A 17,027-nucleotide genomic window follows, 5' to 3' on the forward strand; every position below is an offset into this window, starting at 1 on the left:
TGATCATCTTGACATTTACACAAAATGATTTGTACGCTAAAGGAATAAGCGATAGAAATATTTCAAAACAAATCAGTTTAAGCAACGTGACGGTTTCTAAATTTTTTAAGGAGAAAGATGGAATTAGATTCGACAAGTACGGAGAACTTTTAAAAATCGCTTATCCTAATGATGTAGAGTTACGTCGAGATCTTTGCGCTAAATACTTTACTAATACTAAAAGACATCTTAATAAAAAAATTGCGATGAATTATTTAATGGCTCATGGAGAGTTGGAACTTTTAAAACGACTAGTAGACCAAGAAATGACTTCAGCAAATAAAGAAAATCGCGAATGGGCAAGCTTGTATGAACTGATTTATAAAAGATATAAAGGACACATAAAAGGCGAAAAATTACTTTTGGAATTAAATAAGAGAAAGAAATACCTCAAATTAAAAAGTAAAGAATTAGAGATTTTATCCGAAGAAATAGAAATGCTATCAGCTTACGATCAAGGTAACTTCAAGTTAATGGTTAACAAATCCGATTTTTTAATGGAGAAACTAAATGATATTAAAGATCCTTATCTAAGAGAATCGTTTTTTTATAAGATAAAGGAATGTGCAATTCATGGTCATTTAACCGCATACGAACTAGAAAAACTAAGAGAAATATGCGAAGAAGTGATACAAAGTATACCTATCAATAATCGTTTTCCTGTTGTAGAAGCAACAGTATATGGTGTATTGGGAGAATCGTTTATGCTATGTGATGAATCCTTTGACAAATCGCTATTTTATCTGAAAAAAGCATTGAGCATTTTAGAGAAAGAGTCGAGTAATCAAATGGAAATGAGAAGAACAATGATAGCTAATACTATTGAGTTTCTAAAAATACATCATAAAGTTGATTTAGAAAATATTAAACCATTACATGCTGCTGAACAAGCATATTTAGAAATACAAAAGGGTAATAATGAACATGCAATTGAAATTTTAATGAAGTTGAAAGAAGAGAACGGGGAACTGAGCGCATTTCAAATTTACTATTTAGGCCTAGCGAAAAATGACAAAGAACTGTTATTGAAATCACTAGATATGTTTGAGCGATTAGGGAATATTTTTTATGCTCAATTACCTAAGAAATCTCTAGGGATTATATAGAAAAAATGTTATAATTTATGAGGGTGAGGTGATACATAAATGAATAAGGTTTTATCGCTTATTACTATTTTAGCGTTGTCAGGTGGATTTTTATTCGCTCCTTCTGATAGCCAAAAAAAGCAACCTCAGCAGTTAGCTAAGGATACTCAACTTACAATTACATTAAAAATGTCTGATCCAGGGACGGGCGTTTAAATTATATATTTAATGAATGACATCTTCTTTTTTTAGAAGATGTCATTCGTCGTTTTAGGGAATGTTAACTATTTTTCAAAAAAAATAAATAATTAACGAATGTGAATTGTTCACAAATTATATAGAGGATGCAGGGGGAATGAACATGGAGAATTTAGTTACAGAGTTATTGATAATGGAGACGGTCGAAGGGGTAAATATTGAACATCTCCGTGAAATGCTACTAGAATTATCAAACGAAGGAAAAGAGTAAAACAAAACTCCGTAGACAGTAATTAGTCTTACGGAGTTTTGTTTTTAGATATAAAGCTTTGAATTGTTGATTTAAACAACTCTTTGTTGTCCTCTGATAGTTGATTAATCAGTGTCATCCATTCGTTAGTTTCTTTACTTATCTCTTCTGTTTCTTTAACTGTTAACTTTTGATGCATCGCTCTTCCTAATAAGTAATCAATAGAAACTTCGTATATGTCTGCTAGTTTAGTTAATGTTTCGTAGTCAGGTTTACGTCTTCCTGATTCGTAACTAGATAAAGTGGCTTTGTTTACGTCTAATTTTTCTGAGATGAAAGTCTGTGTGTAACCCTTCTTTTCGCGGCACGCTTTCAATCTTTCGTTTAAGTTCATAATTTTATTATTCCCCTTTATAAATAAGATCCCATTGCGAAGTATTATTCTTTAATTACAGTATATATACTTTTTGACAACTTTTCACTATTTGTAAAAAAAATTAAAACAAAGTGACAAAACAGGGGTTTACATTTACGAAATGACAACTATAGGAGGTGAGGCGGATATGACATTTGGAAACAGAGTTAGAGATATTCGCAAACAAAAAGATATAACACAATCAAAACTGGCTAAGAGTCTTGGTTTTAGTCACGCTTCAGCTATTTCTTTCATAGAAAATGGCAAGAGAAGATTAGATGCTGAAAAGATACCTATTTTAGCAAATGCACTTGGAGTATCAATAGATGAACTTTTTTTTACTCAAAAAGTTGTCATTATGACAACCTAAAGGCTGGAGGAGAAAGAAAATGAATCAATTACAGGTTTTCAACAATGAAAGATTCGGTAAAGTTCGAACGGTAACTAGTTTTTGAGAAGAAAAATGAGCATTAACTTGAATCACAATGCGAGTCGCTCCAAAAGGACAGGTGTACATAATTAATCGTTTGGAGGAAATGAACTGTGGAATCAAAAGAGCAAAATGAGATATGGGTAGATTTAATAGGTTATGAAGGGATATATGTGATTAGCAATCTAGGTAGAGTTAAAACAGTTATAAAAAGAGGGAATAGCGTAAAAGGCAGAATCTTAACACCTGTTGTTACCAAAAAAGGTTATTTAAGAATAGGATTAACTGACGAAAAAGGAATACAAAAGAGATTTTATATACACAGATTAGTTATTGAATCTTTTAATAAGTGCCAAGAAGAGAAGATGCAAGTTAATCATATTGATGGAGATAAGACTAATAACAGATTAAGCAATTTGGAATTTGTGACAGATAAGGAAAATAAAAAACATGCAATTAAAAATGATTTAAACGCAAAAGGTGAACAGATTCATACAGCTGTTTTTACTGAAGAACAAATTGAATGGATAAGAAAACACTACAAACCAGGCCACTCTAAATATGGAGCTAGAGCAATGGCTAGAGCATTCGGAACATCACATTCAACTATAGGGAAGGTTGTAAGAAATGAGACTTGGAAGCATGTGTAACGAACTTCTAACGAAACGCGGAATTATTCCAGAAATGGATAGGGAGGCGGTGTAAATGATGGAGGAAAGTACATTATCACTGGCGATTGTATCAGCAGTTATATGTCTATCGGCATATCTAGTACACAGAGTTGATGTCTGGGATAAAAAGACAGGATGGTCACAAGATGATAAATAAACAGCAGCGTGATGAATATGAACGAAAAAAAATCTTGTGGATTATAAAGGATTTAAGATCAAAGGGTGTACATAACAGCGCAGATAAGGTTGAGGAAACATACAAGAGGTATATCACTCTAGCTAAATGATAAAAGCCCTGCAAGGGGATGCAGGACAAGACTAAGGGTATTGAAGAATTGTCGATTCTAAAAGTAAAGGACTTCTTGGAATGTAATAAGTTTAACACATATTTCATTAAATTTTTATATAAAGATTTTACAGATTTATGAACGTAGACAAACCTTTTCTTGTCTGAATATTCAGGGATTTAATAGGGTTCTCCACCTTATTGAGAGGTTCCTGGATATTCCGATGTGTGAAAGCATCAAAAAAGCCCGTACAGAAGCACAGGCCAGTTGTTACACATATCGGTAACTAAATTTTAACAAACTTTCAGAAAGTTAGCTATTGAAAAATAAAAAAAGCTCGATGGCAACGAGCGCTGTAGAGAAAATATTCCCTAAAATTAGTTACCTCTATTATACCATGAATTTTCTCTCAGTAAATAAGGAGTGAAAGACCTATGTTAGACAAAAATCAATCTAAAGTCGTCCTTCCGAAGTGGGTGTGGAAGGGCGCACGGAATGAAAAAGAAGCAAGAGTAAAGGCGATTGAGTACATCACTCCCGATCGCTACCCAGGATATAAAATAATCAAAATTCAAGGCGACATAGCGGTATGCGAAAGGGCGAATGCGTGATGTTTAAGATACCTGTAAGGCGTGGATCGATGAAAGAGATGTTAACAGCAGTTCGGGATTTAGAAAAACGAGGTTATGACTATGTAACGCCAATTAAACGAATATATAGGGCAGAAAGAACTTTTTATCATGAAGGTAAATTTAGGGGGAGAGAAAAGGTTCGGTTTACTGGCATGGAAGACAATGTGAGCTATGAATGTTGGATGAAGAAGGTGGACTAAATGGCGAAATACAGACACGTTCAAACTTCATTTTGGTCAGATGCAAGAGTTTCAGAAGAGATGACGCCAGAGGATAAATACTTTTACCTCTATCTATTGACTAATGAGCATACAAACCAAATTGGAGTTTACCAGATAACTAGAAAACAAATGGCTTTTGAATTGGGTTACTCAATTGAAAGTGCAAAAGCTTTATTGGATCGCTTTATTAATCATCATGATTTGGTAGTTTATAACGAAGAAACTAGAGAGCTTTGCATACTTAACTGGGGGAAATACAACCTTAACAAAGGTGGCAAGCCGATTGAGGATTGCATAAAGAAAGAGCTTAAAAGTATTAAAGATTTATCGTTAGTACGACTGGTGCTAGAACGAACAGAAAACATCTTGTTAGTACAAAAAGTCAGTGTTTATGCGGGTCTTGACGATACGTCACACGATACGTCCACGATACGGGGACAAAAAGAAAAAGAAAAAGAAAAAGAAAAAGAAAAAGAAAAAAAGACTCCTCGTCACAAGTTTGAAACTTGCGACATTAATGGGGCTAAGTATCTATTTGAAAAAATTAAGGGGAACAATCCTAAGCAAAAAGAACCTAACTTCAATAATTGGGCAAATGAATTTAGATTAATGCGAGAACGTGACAACAGAGAACCACAAGAGATTAAGGATGTTATTGATTGGTGCCAAGCTGATCCGTTCTGGCAAGGTAACATTTTATCTCCTAAAAAGCTACGGGAGAAGTTCGACCAACTAACTATTCAAATGAAATCTAAAAAGGGAGCGAAGAACAATGCAGAGAGCAACGGCAGCAATACAAACCGATATAGCCAAAAAGGTGAATATGACTATGGATTCTGATGTGTGTGATACACATGGCATGAATAAGATGAAGTTCGGTGGACAAGTTGTTTGCCCTCGATGCTTCCTTGAAAACGAAAGTAAGAAGCTTCAGCAACAAGAACAAGCGAAATACGATGCGGATAAAGCGAATGAGAAGAAGTTCATGTTCCATCAACAAAGCATGATAGCCGATAGCAACATTAAGAAAGCTAACTTTGAAAACTACCAACCTACTAGCGAGGAAGGAGCGAAGAACCTTGGACTGGCAAAGGTAATTGCTACAGATTACCTCAACGGTAAAGTATTTAACACGATTATGGCCGGGAATTGCGGAGCAGGGAAAACACATCTTGCTTACGCTATAGCGGATCAGCTTGCAGGAGCAGGGAAATCAGTTGTCTTCGTTACAGTTGGCGAATTGCTACGAAAGATTAAAAGTACATTCAGTAAAGATAGTACGTTAACTGAAGATGCAATTATTAGAAGTTTAGTAAGAGCAGAGGTATTAATAGTCGATGATTTGGGAGCAGAGTTAGGTGCATTAGATGCCAATACAAAAGCAACAAACTTTATTAATAGGGTGCTATTCGATGTTTTCGATGGTAGGCAAGGTAAATCTACTATCTTTACGACAAACCTCACAGGAAAGCGTTTAGATGAGGCATATGACGAGCGAATCGTATCACGAATTCTTAATAATTTTAGAACAATAAAATTCGAAGAAACAAAGGATTACAGAAGAAAGGCATTGCCATTTTAAAGGGGGAATAACCGATGTGTGTATGTGAAGGAACGGGAGTAATTAGCAACGATATGGGGAATGGCTGCTATCAATTTGCACCGTGTATTTGCGAAGCAGGGAATTGCAGTCTTGAAGAAGTGGATAGAAGACGTCATGCCGTTATGGCGGAGTTACGAGAAATTCATCAATTACAACTGGAGGGGAAATGGGATGCCACGACTTGGAACGGATTTGGAAAAGGAGAATTACACAATGGCGTTGCAGCAGGGAAAGTACATGAAGAAGTCGCGTCGTAACTTATATATTGCTCTAGAAGAGTTGGACTTAGTGTTCGATGAAAGTGAAGTGATTCAATTACGAGAAATGTGGGATGAGGATAAAGATATTCTTGAAATAGCAAAAGAGTTAGGAAGGAATCAACTAGAAATCGCCGCATTAATTATGGATCAGGCCGATAAGAACAAAATCAAATCGCGTCCAATGGGGTTAGGAGCATGAAACAACTAACACTGGAGGATGTAGTCGGAAGTTTTGATTATACCGCAACAAGTACCGTGAACAAATTCTTGAAGCGTAATAGCGTTATGACGTATTCAGTAGAGTTTTACGACAAAGACGAGAAGTGGAAGCTTCGTTGGTTTGAGGCGAAGTCCGAGAGCGAAGCTATAGAAATGGCTAAAAGAAAATACGGAAAAATACAGATTATTACCACGTATATTTCCGATAGAACCTTAGAAGAGATAATGAATTTAGATTAGGGGACATAGCGTTATGACGTATTTAAAGGGTAGAAATTCATTTGATTGAGCGAGACACCTGTAAGCGTCATAGCGTTAGTAGAAACGTTGGGATTATTGGAATCAGAAAGGAGAAATATGGGTTTCGGATTTACTGGCTATGGGCACTAAATAAAAAAATGGTCCTTACTATTACGTAAGAACCCCATAATCACAGAAAAAGAGTCGTATGTGAAACCAAGTAGGAATCACAATAATATTTCAACATCTAAATATATAGTTGTCTATACATCAAGTTAAACAAAATGGTTATTAAAACGAAGGAGCCCTAGATTTAGGGATCTAGGGCTTCTTGTGTCGGTATAACTCACACAATTTTATGAAAAGAAAAGAACTTACTGAAGATAACACATAAATGTTTCGTAAATGTATCAAAAAAGTGAACAAAATAGTTATTTGAATGGAAAATGACAGCTGAAATATTAAAAGCGTATCAGCTGTCACTAAAATAAAAATTCATTTTTATTAGTAGGTTTTTAGTTGGTATTTTTACTCTTCTTAGAAGAAATTGTACCAAAGATTGCTCCGGACATTGCGCCGATTAAAGTCATAAAAATTGCACTCCATACTGTAAATGACATAAATACACCTCCTAGAAATAAATTATTGTAACTATTTAAAACTATTGCTTCTTATTCTTTTTAATAGAAATGATAATTGCAACAACTGCTAAGAAAATAAGAGGAGACCACGAAAAGAAAGACATTTAGTATTCTCCTTTCAATATTAGTTTTAAATATTTTATAAACCAATTATTACATGTTTATAAATTGAACATATAGGATATGTAATATTGCATATGGAATTGTAGGATGTGAAGAAGCGCAGAGGATAGTTAAACAAAAACACTGTTTTAATAGAGAATATTTAACAGGACCCGATTAGGGGGACGGGTCCTGTTAATGGAACGATAGATCTTTATGGGATTACCAACAGATTACCATAAAAGGTAATTAATTTCCATTGATTGGGTGTTGAGAAAGCTTTTTATAAATGCTTTGTTTTACACACCAAAGCAGCTAGCCAAATTAGCTAACTGCTAGGTTCTCCAAGGGGGAACAAGGAGAAAATCTGATGTCATATACATTATTGACGGAATATTTAATTTTATTCACGAGAAATTATATTCTGAAATTTGGATTATGATAGTCGATATTCTCCATATTGACCAGAAAAGAACTAAAAGTTCTAGTGAAATTCCAAGGGTTCTTTTCTTAGTTTTTTGAGATTCTTTTATCAAATAGCCAACAGCACTAATTGCTATAAGAATGAAAAGAATAAGTTCGAGTGTAACTGGCATTCTATCTACTCCTAAAAATAAGTTTGTATATAACGATTATAAGATATTTTAATGATTGGTTGTAAAAAATTCAACAAAATAATCCTTTGAATAGAAAGCGAGGAATAACAGTGGGACAAGGAAACAGAGGTATGGCATTTGAAATGCTTATTAATCTAGCGAATGATATGTATCAAAGAGGGGGAGTGGCGCTTATTAACAAGCGTCCGACTCCTGTGAAGGTGTTAAAGAGCAAAGGTGGCCGTGTACTAAATGGATTCTATGAAGCAAAGAGCACAGTAGACTATGACGGTGTATATAAGGGACGAGCTGTAGCATTTGAAGCGAAGTCTACAGAGAAAGACACACGTTTTGATTTAAAGAACATTGCACAGCATCAATTGGATTACCTGGAGAAAGCGGAGAAGATGGGAGCGATATGCTTCTTCCTTATAGAATTCAGTAAGGATAAGTCAGTATTCGCAGTGCCACTATCAGTCATTCAATCTTATGTAAGGATGTCTCATCAACCGAAGGGCAAGAAGTCTATACCAAGAGCAGACTTCGATATTTATGGATACTTAGTAGAACAGACAGAACGAGCCCCGATCGATTACTTACAATACGTAGATGAAGCAGTGGCTCCAGTTAGGTTTGATGGCATGATTCAGATTGATCAGGACCATAAGAGGGTAACGGATAACATTGAAGTAGCAAAAGAGAAGATGGCCAACAAGAAACATAGATTATTAAAGGCTTAATGAATAACGGAACAATGCAGAGTGTATGGTGGGGGCTACTCGCTACGCATGTTTCCCTTATTCAATAATAAGATAGTAAAATTTCACGTACCTGATGTGAATGTAAAAAGACAAATTCAGAAATAGGGGGATTCCTTCATGGAGAGACAATTAACATTATTACCGGCTATCGATAGAGAGACAGAAAAACAGGTTCAGAAAGAAGTAGTGAAAATACTAAAGGAATACCGCGCATTGAAAACTCGTTTTGAGAATGAAGTGGAGTTACAACACGAAGGAATCAGTTTGTTCCCGGAGATTAGAGACACGAGATATATTAGCAATATTAAGTTCAAGCAGATCGATAAGGCTTTACAGTATGTTTTAGACTATGACGAGGCAGAAATCATCAAGAGGAAATACTTAAATGCAGATAAGCCGAAAGACAGCTTTATTTACACTGAATTATCGATGAAGAAAGATCACTTCTATTATAAGAAGAAAAATGCGATTCGATTGATCGCTACATCTTTAGGGATGATTTAATAAACCATAAAAAGCCAAATTAACAGTTATTAATTAACTATCCATTTGGCTTTTTATGGTTTATTTTTTAGGCATCCATGTATGTCCGCAATTCATGCAACCATTAACAATATTTTTTCTACCAACAAATCCACTGAATAAAATTATCGGTGGTCCTAGAAGTACAATAAGAAGACCAACAATTGCAGAAAGTCCAACAACTCCATCCATAGAATTTTCAGGAACTATAACATATAAAAAATTAGAAACTATTCCAATAGTTATAAGTGTACCTAACAGAAGAAACAGAATAAAAAACGCCCTTTTGAAATTATAACCACGCTTATTACCGACTATTTGATCTGATTTGCATTTCCTACAAACCACGCGCTTTGTTACTTTTTCTTGTTGTACCGTCATGTCTAACCATCCTTGCTTTTATAAAATTATAATAGCTTAATTATATGATATTATTACCTGAACTGGATACAAATATTATCAAAAAAAGAAAAAATATAATAAATTGGAATGTTTATGTTTTTTAAAACTTCGACAAAATACCGACAAAAATGGGGACTAAATAGGGGGAATTTTGATAATGAAATCAACAGTATTCTTAATGTACAAGCCCTTTGACAACCGCATATCGAAGAGGATTAGTACACCTATAAGTGAAACGTTCTTATGCGAGAATATCACGGTAACGTATACCGCATAGTAGGGCGGGCAAGGCGGTAAGAACCCGCGTTATGACGAAAAGACCAATTAAAACAAATGAAGACATATTCCAGTGTGACGGGTGTGAGATAACTCGCATTCGTCATGCTGTTTCTATTGTATTTATTAATCAGCTCGGAATGCGTCCTCTGGGTTGATAATAAATATAAGTCTATTTCTCTCTAATATATCGGTTCTTGAAAATGGAATGGGGGTGGTTGCTCATGATTGAGTGACACTTGCATTCTAAAAAGCTAAAAAGTATACGTATCTCGTACATTAGTAATTACTCAAGGTTCTTATTAATGACCAAAACGAGGGCAAAGAGTTCCACTCTTTGTTTGAGCCAATACAGCGGAAACATTCCCCTTCCGTCCCTCTAGTGTATTGGTTCAAACAAGGCGTCGGAAGAAACATATACGTCTTGGATATAATAATTCCAGCTATATAAAAAAATGGTCAGCTAAGGCCCTGCGACAGCTGATGTATTGGCCAGCTCCACGGAGTGTAAACGAGAAGATTCCTAGTCTTCTCCCAGCCACCGAACGTAAAGCGCGTAGCTAATAAGAGCTAAAAAATTACATGATGCGGTGGCTTGGAGAAGGTTGAAAGTACTTAGCCTTGATCTAAGAGAAACTTTTGCCATTTGTTTTCTCTCTTTTCTTCCATCCCCTTAAAAGCTGTCACTTCGGTGATGGCTTTTTGTATTTACTAAGAAGGGCAATCCTTAATTATGTCGAATATAGAATTTGCACAAGATTAAGGGAGGTTAAATGATGGCATATTATGAAAATGAAATTTTAAAAGAGTTAACAGTTGGAGAAACATACACCGAAGGACAAATTGCAGACTTATTACAAACCGACAGGACAAAATCTTTGATTCTATGTGATTCTTTATCAAGATTTGATCCGACGGGAAATGCAAAATTTAAAGTGATTGATAGATACGATACGTACATTCATAAAAATGATGATTTCGCTTACCATATACCTTCAAGAAAAACGATAGTGTACATCGTTAAAAAGGTTTAATAGCATCCATAACGGGTGCTTTTTTCTTTGCTATATAGAAATTACATATTAAACAGACATTTATATACGTGGTTACTACACGCTAAGGAATAGTAATAAAAAGATGAGACCGATGAAACCATATAAAAACCAAAAGAATCCTAAGATGGGGAATGTTTTATGAAATTTAATCATGGTAAACCTCCTTGGTTATATAGAGGATTATAATATATCGTCGGTCTATATAGAAGAAAAAACAGAAATTGGTACATGCTAAACGAGAGTCTGGAAAAAATGTACATTTGGATTAAAGGATTCTATATAAATAGGTAGAATCTAATTATTTGGTTCACATTTTAATCCAAGGGGTACAAATTCGATGCGACGTGAAAAGGATTTGTTGAAACAATGGAAGGCGGATTTGCAAGCTGTTCAAGAAGAGAAAAGGCTGAAGAAGAAGGCTAAGAAAAAGAATAAGAAATATAGAATTCCGGGTAGTACAGCTGACTTCATGGATGGCAAGAATACTTATCGTAAAGAGAATGGGGTATGGAAACAAAGAAATAAATAATGTGAGGATAAATAAATTTGATTAAGTTTATAGCAATTATCGTAGGCGCTGCCATGATCTGGGTGGCGTCTTGTTTGTTGTTAAGGAAAGATAAGACGTGAGATAGACTTGCAAATTGAAATATTATTAGTTTGAAACATAGACTAGTAAACAAACTATTTCTACCTTTTAATCATAGAATATGATGAATTCTATTTTTAGAGGAGGGAATCATATCTATGGGATGGGATAATAATTTTGGACATTCTCGAGATTGTAATAGATTTTGGGATGATTTAGTATTTTGCGGTTGCGGCCGTAGACGAAGAAGAAACGATTTTAACGACTGTCATTGTAGACGTGATTGCGATTGTGATGAGTGTCGTCGTAGACGTAATCATGACCGCGATCGTGAGCATGAACATGGACATGGTGAGCATCGAGATTGGTAAAGCCTGTTGAAAGAGTGCGATGAAAAAATGCACTCTTTTTTGTTATGTTTTTAATTAGTACTTATTAACCGGAAGGACGCAGTTTCAATTTTATTTAAAATTTTACAAAACAAACGAACACAGCGAAATAAAATAAATGTCCTACTTAACTGTCTAAAAGTTGACCCTTTTGTACAGTTGAAATTTATAAGGTAAAAACTTTGTAAACAGATAGTTGTTAATGTCTAAAAGATAGTCTAAAATAAAAGTATATAATTCTTAAGACTTTTAGACTATTTTGAGGTGATTTGGATGGCTATCGTTGGTTATGCCAGGGTGAGTACAAAAGATCAAAACTTAGATGCACAAATTGAAAGGTTAACAGAATATGGATGTGAAAAGATATATTCTGAAAAGTACAGTGGAGCTAATAGTGATCGGGAAGAATTACAAAAGGCATTAGAGTATATGAGAGAAGGAGATAAATTTATTGTTTGTAAAATAGATCGTTTAGCCAGATCAATATTTGATTTGCATAAGATTGTAAATCAATTAGCTGATCGAGGAATAGCGGTGGTGTTTCTTAAAGAACAAATTGATTTTTCAACGCCTGCAGGTAAATTGATGTTTACTATGCTAGGGGCTATTGCTGAGTTTGAAAGGGATTTAATTAACGAAAGAACAGCTGAAGGAAGAGAAAGAGCTAAAGCAATGGGCAAACATATGGGACGTAGGGGACAGGATGAAAAACAGGTAAAGCAGGCTATGAACTTATTCTTTAATAGGAAAGAGAATGGTTTGAGTGTAAATGATATTTCAAAAATGACGGGAGTTCCGCGTTCTACTATTTATGCTAAAGCCAAAGAATTAAAAGAGGAGGAATCATGATGGAGAAATATGAACAGCTACGGCAGGAATTTCGAAGTAGAAGTAAATAATAAAATAAAAAGTAGCGAATCCGCTGCTTTTTATTTTATAAAGAAGTAACTCTAATGATTGCTTATTTATGGTAATATGAATGAAAAAAGATGGTGGATGAATGGTAGTAGGATTAGGTTTCATTGTATTAGGAGTTTTAATTATCGGTATAACTACGTCCTATATAATAAGGAAACATGGAGGTATAAGTTGGATAGAAGTCCTTGTATTTCCTATAGGTTTAATTCTATGTATGATACTCGGACACTTTGAGTTACCAGAGTTTTTAATATTAATAGGATTAGTATGTATTGTATTAGGTAGCCTTATGACAATGGGGATCAGTATAATATAGAAAATTTAAGTGAGAGAGCATCTAAATTAGGATGCTTTTTTTTACAAAAAAAGAACCTGCAAACCTGCAGATTCTCCTGATAATGATTTATGGAGCAAGACCCGAAAATATAATACAATAATTCAAAAATGAGTTCAAGTAATTTAAAAGAACCCGCTGGAGTTCGGGTCCTTTCAGAAGTGATGATGTATTCTCGGCTTGGGAACTGAGAAAAACACAAAAATATAATACATCGAGTTTTAGAGAATTTCAATACTTATAGAAAAAAAGGAATCCCGAAAGATTCCTTTTTCTAATTCCGATATATCTTAATCACATATAAGTAAAGACATAAAATATTATATAACAATAAATAGATTTAAACAATAGGTAATTTAATGTTTACCATAAGGAGTAGCTAGGCAAGTTACTTCCTATTATATAGAAGGTGGTGGGTGATATGAAGTGAAACAAAAACACGAGTTAGCTCAAGTAGATTACATGCAAGGTATGAAGTACAAGGAACTGGCTGAAAAATATGAGGTCAGTATTAATACAATTAAGTCCTGGAGAAAAAGGCATGGTTGGAATCGAAAGAGGGTGCACCAAAAAGATGAAAAAGGGTGCGCCCAAACCAAGAAAACAGGTGCACCCTTTGGCAATAAGAATGCGGTGGGGAATTCGGGTAACAAGAACCCTAAATGGGGTAATAAGAATGCTGTGGGTCATGGCGCTCCAAAAGGGAACCATAACGCCATGACGCATGGATTTTTCCGCAAACACTTTCCAGAAGATGTGGCGGATTTAGCTGCTGAAATCATGGAGAAGCATCCAATTGATATGTTATGGGAAAACATAACGATTCAATACACAGCTATTATTAGAGCACAACGATTGATGTTTGTTAGATACCAAGAAGATACGACGAAAGAACTACGCAAGAATAAAGTTACAGAGGGTGGATTTGAAGAAGAATGGGAAATCCAATTCGCTTGGGATAAACATGCAACATTCCTAAACGCCCAATCCAGAGCAATGAGTACTTTATCCTCTCTTATTCGAGACTTTGATAAGTTAGCTAATATAGATGATGAAAGACGTGCTAAATTGAGTCTGATGAATGCTCAAATAGACAAGATTAGAAATGAATTAAAAGACGAAAATTCAGCAGAAGACAAAATCGGTCAATACTTGGATAAGTTAGAAGGTGCGTTTAAAAAATGAGCATGAATGAGCTATATAACAAAAAGCAACAACAAGTATTGAATTACGTTTATAACAATGATTACTTCATGTTAATACAGCATGGAGCTAAACGTACTGGAAAAACAATCTTAAACAATGACTTGTTCCTTGCTGAGTTAAGACGAGTAAGAAGAATTGCTGATAATGAAGATGTAGATTTACCACAGTATATATTGGCTGGCGCTTCATTAGGTACATTAGCAAAGAACGTATTGATTGAACTCACAAATAAGTATGGCCTAGATTTTCAAATGGATAAATATAATCGTTTTAAACTATTTGGAGTGCTTGTTTGTTGTACTGGTCATTCTAAGATAAGTCATTTAGATACTATTCGCGGTATGACTGCTTATGGCGCTTATGTGAACGAAGGTTCTCTTGCTAATAAAGATGTATTCGATGAGATTAAATCACGCTGCAGTGGTGAAGGTGCTCGTATATTAGTCGATACAAACCCAGACCATCCGGAACATTGGTTGAAAGTAGATTACATTGATAAAGACGACAACGTAACAATCAAAGCATTTCAATACGAATTAGATGATAATACATTCTTAAACGAAAGATACAGAGAGCGTATTAAAGCTTCTACTCCTGAAGGAATGTTTTATGACCGTAACATAAAGGGATTATGGTGCAGTGCTGATGGAGTTGTATATAAAGACTTTAATAAGGATGTACATTATATAGAAGAAACTGATCTAAAAGATATTAAATTCACGAAATACTTCGCTGGTGTCGATTGGGGTTACGAGCATTTTGGCTCCATTGTTGTTATTGGTGAAGATGATGAAGAGAATCTATATCTTTTAGAAGAATATGCGAAACAACATGAGGAAATAGATTATTGGGTAGGTGTGGCCAAAGACGTGAAAGAACGTTATGGAAACATCTTTTTTTATTGTGACAGTGCAAGGCCTGAACATATAAAACGATTCAAACGAGAGGGATTACGAGCAAGAAACGCTGATAAATCAGTCTTATCTGGTATAGAAATGGTTGCAAAGTACATCAAAACAGAAAGCTTCAAGGCTGTATCTGAGCGTGTGGAGCGATTTAAGAAAGAAGTATTTATGTACGTTTGGAATGAGAAAACAGGTGAACCAGTGAAGGAATGGGACGATGTATTAGATGCTGTACGATATGCTATTTATACAGAGAAAAGTGAAAATAGAAAAGCCAGAGCTGTTAAGTCAATTTATTAAGGAGGTGAGATGATGTTTGAACACTATATTCCGTTGCTGGATGAACAAAATGGCGAGCCTACATCAAAGTTACTAAAAAAAATTATTGATGAGTTTGAACCATTAAAACAACGCATGATTAACAGGTACGAGCGATACAAAGCAAGTGAAAAGGGTGTGCCTATCTTTACTCGCGAGTTTAAAGGTGATGGTAATAAAGATAAGGTTAACAATAAGCTAAACAATGACTTTTTTTCTGAAATTATTGATACAAAAATCGGTTATATGTTTGGGTTGCCTATCTCATACAGCTTAGATCATGAAGATGATGAAGTATTGAAACGTATTCAGGACTTTTTAAAAGCGAATCATACTGAGGATGCTGACGCAGAAACAGGGAAGTTCGCTTCTATTTGTGGATACGGAGCGAGACTACTGTATCACGATAAAGAAGGCATCGAAAAGGTTATGAATATCAAACCTTACGAAGCTATATTTCTTACGAATTCAAGCATTGCAGAACCTAAATACGCTATACGCTGCTATCCAATCAAAGTAATTGATGGCGATGATTTCAAGGATGGTTACAAAGTAGAGTTTTACAATGAAACAAACATTATTGAGTACACTGGTGAAGATTTAGATAAGTTAACAGAGACTGAACGTATTCCTAACTTATTTAAAGGTGTGCCACTTATTGGGTTTCCTAACAATGAAGAATTACAAGGAGATGTAGATAAAGCTATATCACTTATTGAAGGTTACGACCGTTCGTTTTCCGATGTAAACAGTGAGATTGAACAGTTTCGTCTGGCTTATATGATCTTTAAAGGCGTTGATATAGATGATGATACTATCGAGAAGCTAAAACAAACAGGAGCTCTTGATGTAGGTGAGAATGGTGAGGCTTCTTTCTTAACTAAGGACCTTAATGACAACATACTTGAACACCATCTCGACAGATTAGAAAAGAATATATGCCGTTTCACAAAGCATGTGAACCTTTCTGATGAATCATTTGGTGGTAACCTTACTGGTGTTGCTATTCGTTACAAGTTATTAGCTTTAGAAACTAAATCAGGAACATTAGAAATGAAGTTTACTAAATCATTGCGACAACAATTTAAGTTATTGTTTGACGCTTGGAACTTACGCTCAAATAAAGGAGAGCTAGACTATCTTTGTATGACGTTCCAATTCACACGAAACCTTCCAGCCAACTTAGCTGATGAAGCTGATGTGCAGTCTAAACTACAAGGCTTAGTAAGTGAAGAAACACGATTATCTATGTTATCTGTTGTTTCTGATCCGAAAACGGAGATACAGAAGATGCAGGAAGAAGAGGCTGATTCCATGAATCTCGACAAGGTAGGTGAGCCTAGTGGAATGGGACAAGAAGCAGAAACACCTCCAAAAGATAGAGGACGAACTGGAAAAGGCGATTCTCTACTTGTATAAAGATGCCTTAGAAGAAGTCAGAGGAATGAACTGCACCCCAATTG

General features: G+C 35.0%; 23 protein-coding genes and 1 pseudogene. 20 read left to right on the forward strand and 4 right to left on the reverse strand.

Annotated elements, in window-relative coordinates; genetic code table 11:
- Positions 1–2: 2 nt before the first annotated feature.
- Together DN401_RS25755 and DN401_RS29965 are read left to right on the forward strand one after the other, a co-directional pair.
- Positions 3–1,145, forward strand: coding sequence for an AimR family lysis-lysogeny pheromone receptor (locus DN401_RS25755; protein WP_218944373.1), 1,143 nt, complete (start codon positions 3–5; stop codon positions 1,143–1,145).
- 39 nt (positions 1,146–1,184) lie between these two features.
- Positions 1,185–1,340, forward strand: a complete 156-nt coding sequence (locus DN401_RS29965) for a hypothetical protein (protein ID WP_001045309.1) — start codon at positions 1,185–1,187, stop codon at positions 1,338–1,340.
- 281 nt (positions 1,341–1,621) lie between these two features.
- Here DN401_RS29965 and DN401_RS25760 read toward each other — a convergent pair whose 3' ends face one another.
- On the reverse strand, positions 1,622–1,966 hold the full coding sequence (locus DN401_RS25760) for a helix-turn-helix domain-containing protein (RefSeq protein ID WP_001052323.1): 345 nt from the start codon (positions 1,964–1,966) through the stop codon (positions 1,622–1,624).
- A gap of 169 nt (positions 1,967–2,135) precedes the next feature.
- Between DN401_RS25760 and DN401_RS25765 the strand changes: the two genes are divergently transcribed.
- The 9 genes from DN401_RS25765 (at position 2,136) to DN401_RS25800 (ending at position 6,550) form a co-directional block, all read left to right on the forward strand.
- Positions 2,136–2,357, forward strand: coding sequence for a helix-turn-helix domain-containing protein (locus DN401_RS25765; protein ID WP_100655130.1), 222 nt, complete (start codon positions 2,136–2,138; stop codon positions 2,355–2,357).
- Between the two features lie 173 nt (positions 2,358–2,530).
- Positions 2,531–3,067 (forward strand): NUMOD4 domain-containing protein, encoded by a 537-nt coding sequence (locus tag DN401_RS25770; RefSeq protein ID WP_100655129.1) that lies wholly within the window; start codon positions 2,531–2,533, stop codon positions 3,065–3,067.
- Between the two features lie 742 nt (positions 3,068–3,809).
- On the forward strand, positions 3,810–3,986 hold the full coding sequence (locus DN401_RS29970; RefSeq protein ID WP_166739839.1) for a hypothetical protein: 177 nt from the start codon (positions 3,810–3,812) through the stop codon (positions 3,984–3,986).
- Positions 3,986–4,207: a hypothetical protein gene (locus DN401_RS25775; protein ID WP_000472847.1), complete on the forward strand. Its 222-nt coding sequence runs from the start codon at positions 3,986–3,988 to the stop codon at positions 4,205–4,207. The genes DN401_RS29970 and DN401_RS25775 overlap by 1 nt, the downstream gene beginning before the upstream one ends.
- Entirely contained in the window at positions 4,208–5,068 is an 861-nt protein-coding gene (locus DN401_RS25780) for a hypothetical protein (RefSeq protein ID WP_100655128.1), read from the forward strand.
- Positions 5,052–5,810: an ATP-binding protein gene (locus DN401_RS25785; RefSeq protein WP_100655127.1), complete on the forward strand. Its 759-nt coding sequence runs from the start codon at positions 5,052–5,054 to the stop codon at positions 5,808–5,810. The genes DN401_RS25780 and DN401_RS25785 overlap by 17 nt, the downstream gene beginning before the upstream one ends.
- Positions 5,811–5,824: 14 nt before the next feature.
- A complete protein-coding gene (locus DN401_RS25790; RefSeq protein ID WP_075140676.1) occupies positions 5,825–6,088 on the forward strand; it encodes a hypothetical protein in 264 nt (87 codons plus the stop codon).
- Positions 6,045–6,290: a helix-turn-helix domain containing protein gene (locus tag DN401_RS25795; RefSeq protein ID WP_149288029.1), complete on the forward strand. Its 246-nt coding sequence runs from the start codon at positions 6,045–6,047 to the stop codon at positions 6,288–6,290. The genes DN401_RS25790 and DN401_RS25795 overlap by 44 nt, the downstream gene beginning before the upstream one ends.
- On the forward strand, positions 6,287–6,550 hold the full coding sequence (locus tag DN401_RS25800) for a hypothetical protein (RefSeq protein ID WP_086404367.1): 264 nt from the start codon (positions 6,287–6,289) through the stop codon (positions 6,548–6,550). The genes DN401_RS25795 and DN401_RS25800 overlap by 4 nt, the downstream gene beginning before the upstream one ends.
- Positions 6,551–7,065: 515 nt before the next feature.
- Here DN401_RS25800 and DN401_RS30530 read toward each other — a convergent pair.
- Both DN401_RS30530 and DN401_RS25805 read right to left on the reverse strand, forming a co-directional pair.
- Positions 7,066–7,255 (reverse strand): annotated as a pseudogene (locus tag DN401_RS30530) (hypothetical protein).
- A 445-nt stretch (positions 7,256–7,700) separates the two neighbouring features.
- Positions 7,701–7,889 (reverse strand): hypothetical protein, encoded by a 189-nt coding sequence (locus tag DN401_RS25805; protein WP_098770398.1) that lies wholly within the window; start codon positions 7,887–7,889, stop codon positions 7,701–7,703.
- 110 nt (positions 7,890–7,999) lie between these two features.
- Between DN401_RS25805 and DN401_RS25810 the strand changes: the two genes are divergently transcribed.
- Complete coding sequence (locus DN401_RS25810) at positions 8,000–8,629, forward strand: Holliday junction resolvase RecU (protein WP_100655125.1); 630 nt, start codon at positions 8,000–8,002, stop codon at positions 8,627–8,629.
- 138 nt (positions 8,630–8,767) lie between these two features.
- Positions 8,768–9,154 carry an ArpU family phage packaging/lysis transcriptional regulator gene (locus DN401_RS25815; protein ID WP_086404365.1) on the forward strand — a complete coding sequence of 129 codons (387 nt, stop codon included), beginning with the start codon at positions 8,768–8,770 and terminating at the stop codon, positions 9,152–9,154.
- 60 nt (positions 9,155–9,214) lie between these two features.
- Here the strand turns inward: DN401_RS25815 and DN401_RS25820 are convergent, their stop codons facing one another.
- Positions 9,215–9,553 carry a hypothetical protein gene (locus DN401_RS25820; protein WP_000218072.1) on the reverse strand — a complete coding sequence of 113 codons (339 nt, stop codon included), beginning with the start codon at positions 9,551–9,553 and terminating at the stop codon, positions 9,215–9,217.
- A 1,073-nt stretch (positions 9,554–10,626) separates the two neighbouring features.
- On the opposite strand from DN401_RS25820, the gene DN401_RS25825 reads away from it, so the two are divergent.
- The 7 genes from DN401_RS25825 (at position 10,627) to DN401_RS25860 (ending at position 16,983) form a co-directional block, all read left to right on the forward strand.
- Positions 10,627–10,884 (forward strand): hypothetical protein, encoded by a 258-nt coding sequence (locus tag DN401_RS25825; protein WP_100655124.1) that lies wholly within the window; start codon positions 10,627–10,629, stop codon positions 10,882–10,884.
- A 358-nt stretch (positions 10,885–11,242) separates the two neighbouring features.
- Entirely contained in the window at positions 11,243–11,434 is a 192-nt protein-coding gene (locus DN401_RS25830; RefSeq protein WP_070179320.1) for a hypothetical protein, read from the forward strand.
- 218 nt (positions 11,435–11,652) lie between these two features.
- Entirely contained in the window at positions 11,653–11,865 is a 213-nt protein-coding gene (locus tag DN401_RS25835) for a hypothetical protein (RefSeq protein ID WP_080451094.1), read from the forward strand.
- 291 nt (positions 11,866–12,156) lie between these two features.
- The gene (locus tag DN401_RS25840; protein ID WP_098213108.1) at positions 12,157–12,732 is read left to right on the forward strand and encodes a recombinase family protein; all 576 of its coding nucleotides are present in this window, start codon (positions 12,157–12,159) and stop codon (positions 12,730–12,732) included.
- An 829-nt stretch (positions 12,733–13,561) separates the two neighbouring features.
- On the forward strand, positions 13,562–14,320 hold the full coding sequence (gene terS, locus DN401_RS25850; protein ID WP_100655123.1) for a phage terminase small subunit: 759 nt from the start codon (positions 13,562–13,564) through the stop codon (positions 14,318–14,320).
- Positions 14,317–15,546, forward strand: coding sequence for a PBSX family phage terminase large subunit (locus tag DN401_RS25855; protein WP_098661337.1), 1,230 nt, complete (start codon positions 14,317–14,319; stop codon positions 15,544–15,546). Before terS ends, DN401_RS25855 begins: the two co-directional genes overlap by 4 nt.
- Before the next feature lie 12 nt (positions 15,547–15,558).
- Positions 15,559–16,983 carry a phage portal protein gene (locus DN401_RS25860; RefSeq protein WP_100655122.1) on the forward strand — a complete coding sequence of 475 codons (1,425 nt, stop codon included), beginning with the start codon at positions 15,559–15,561 and terminating at the stop codon, positions 16,981–16,983.
- Positions 16,984–17,027: the final 44 nt, after the last annotated feature.

The organism is Bacillus sp. BF2-3, assembly GCF_008368795.1.
Lineage (GTDB): Bacteria > Bacillota > Bacilli > Bacillales > Bacillaceae_G > Bacillus_A > Bacillus_A cereus.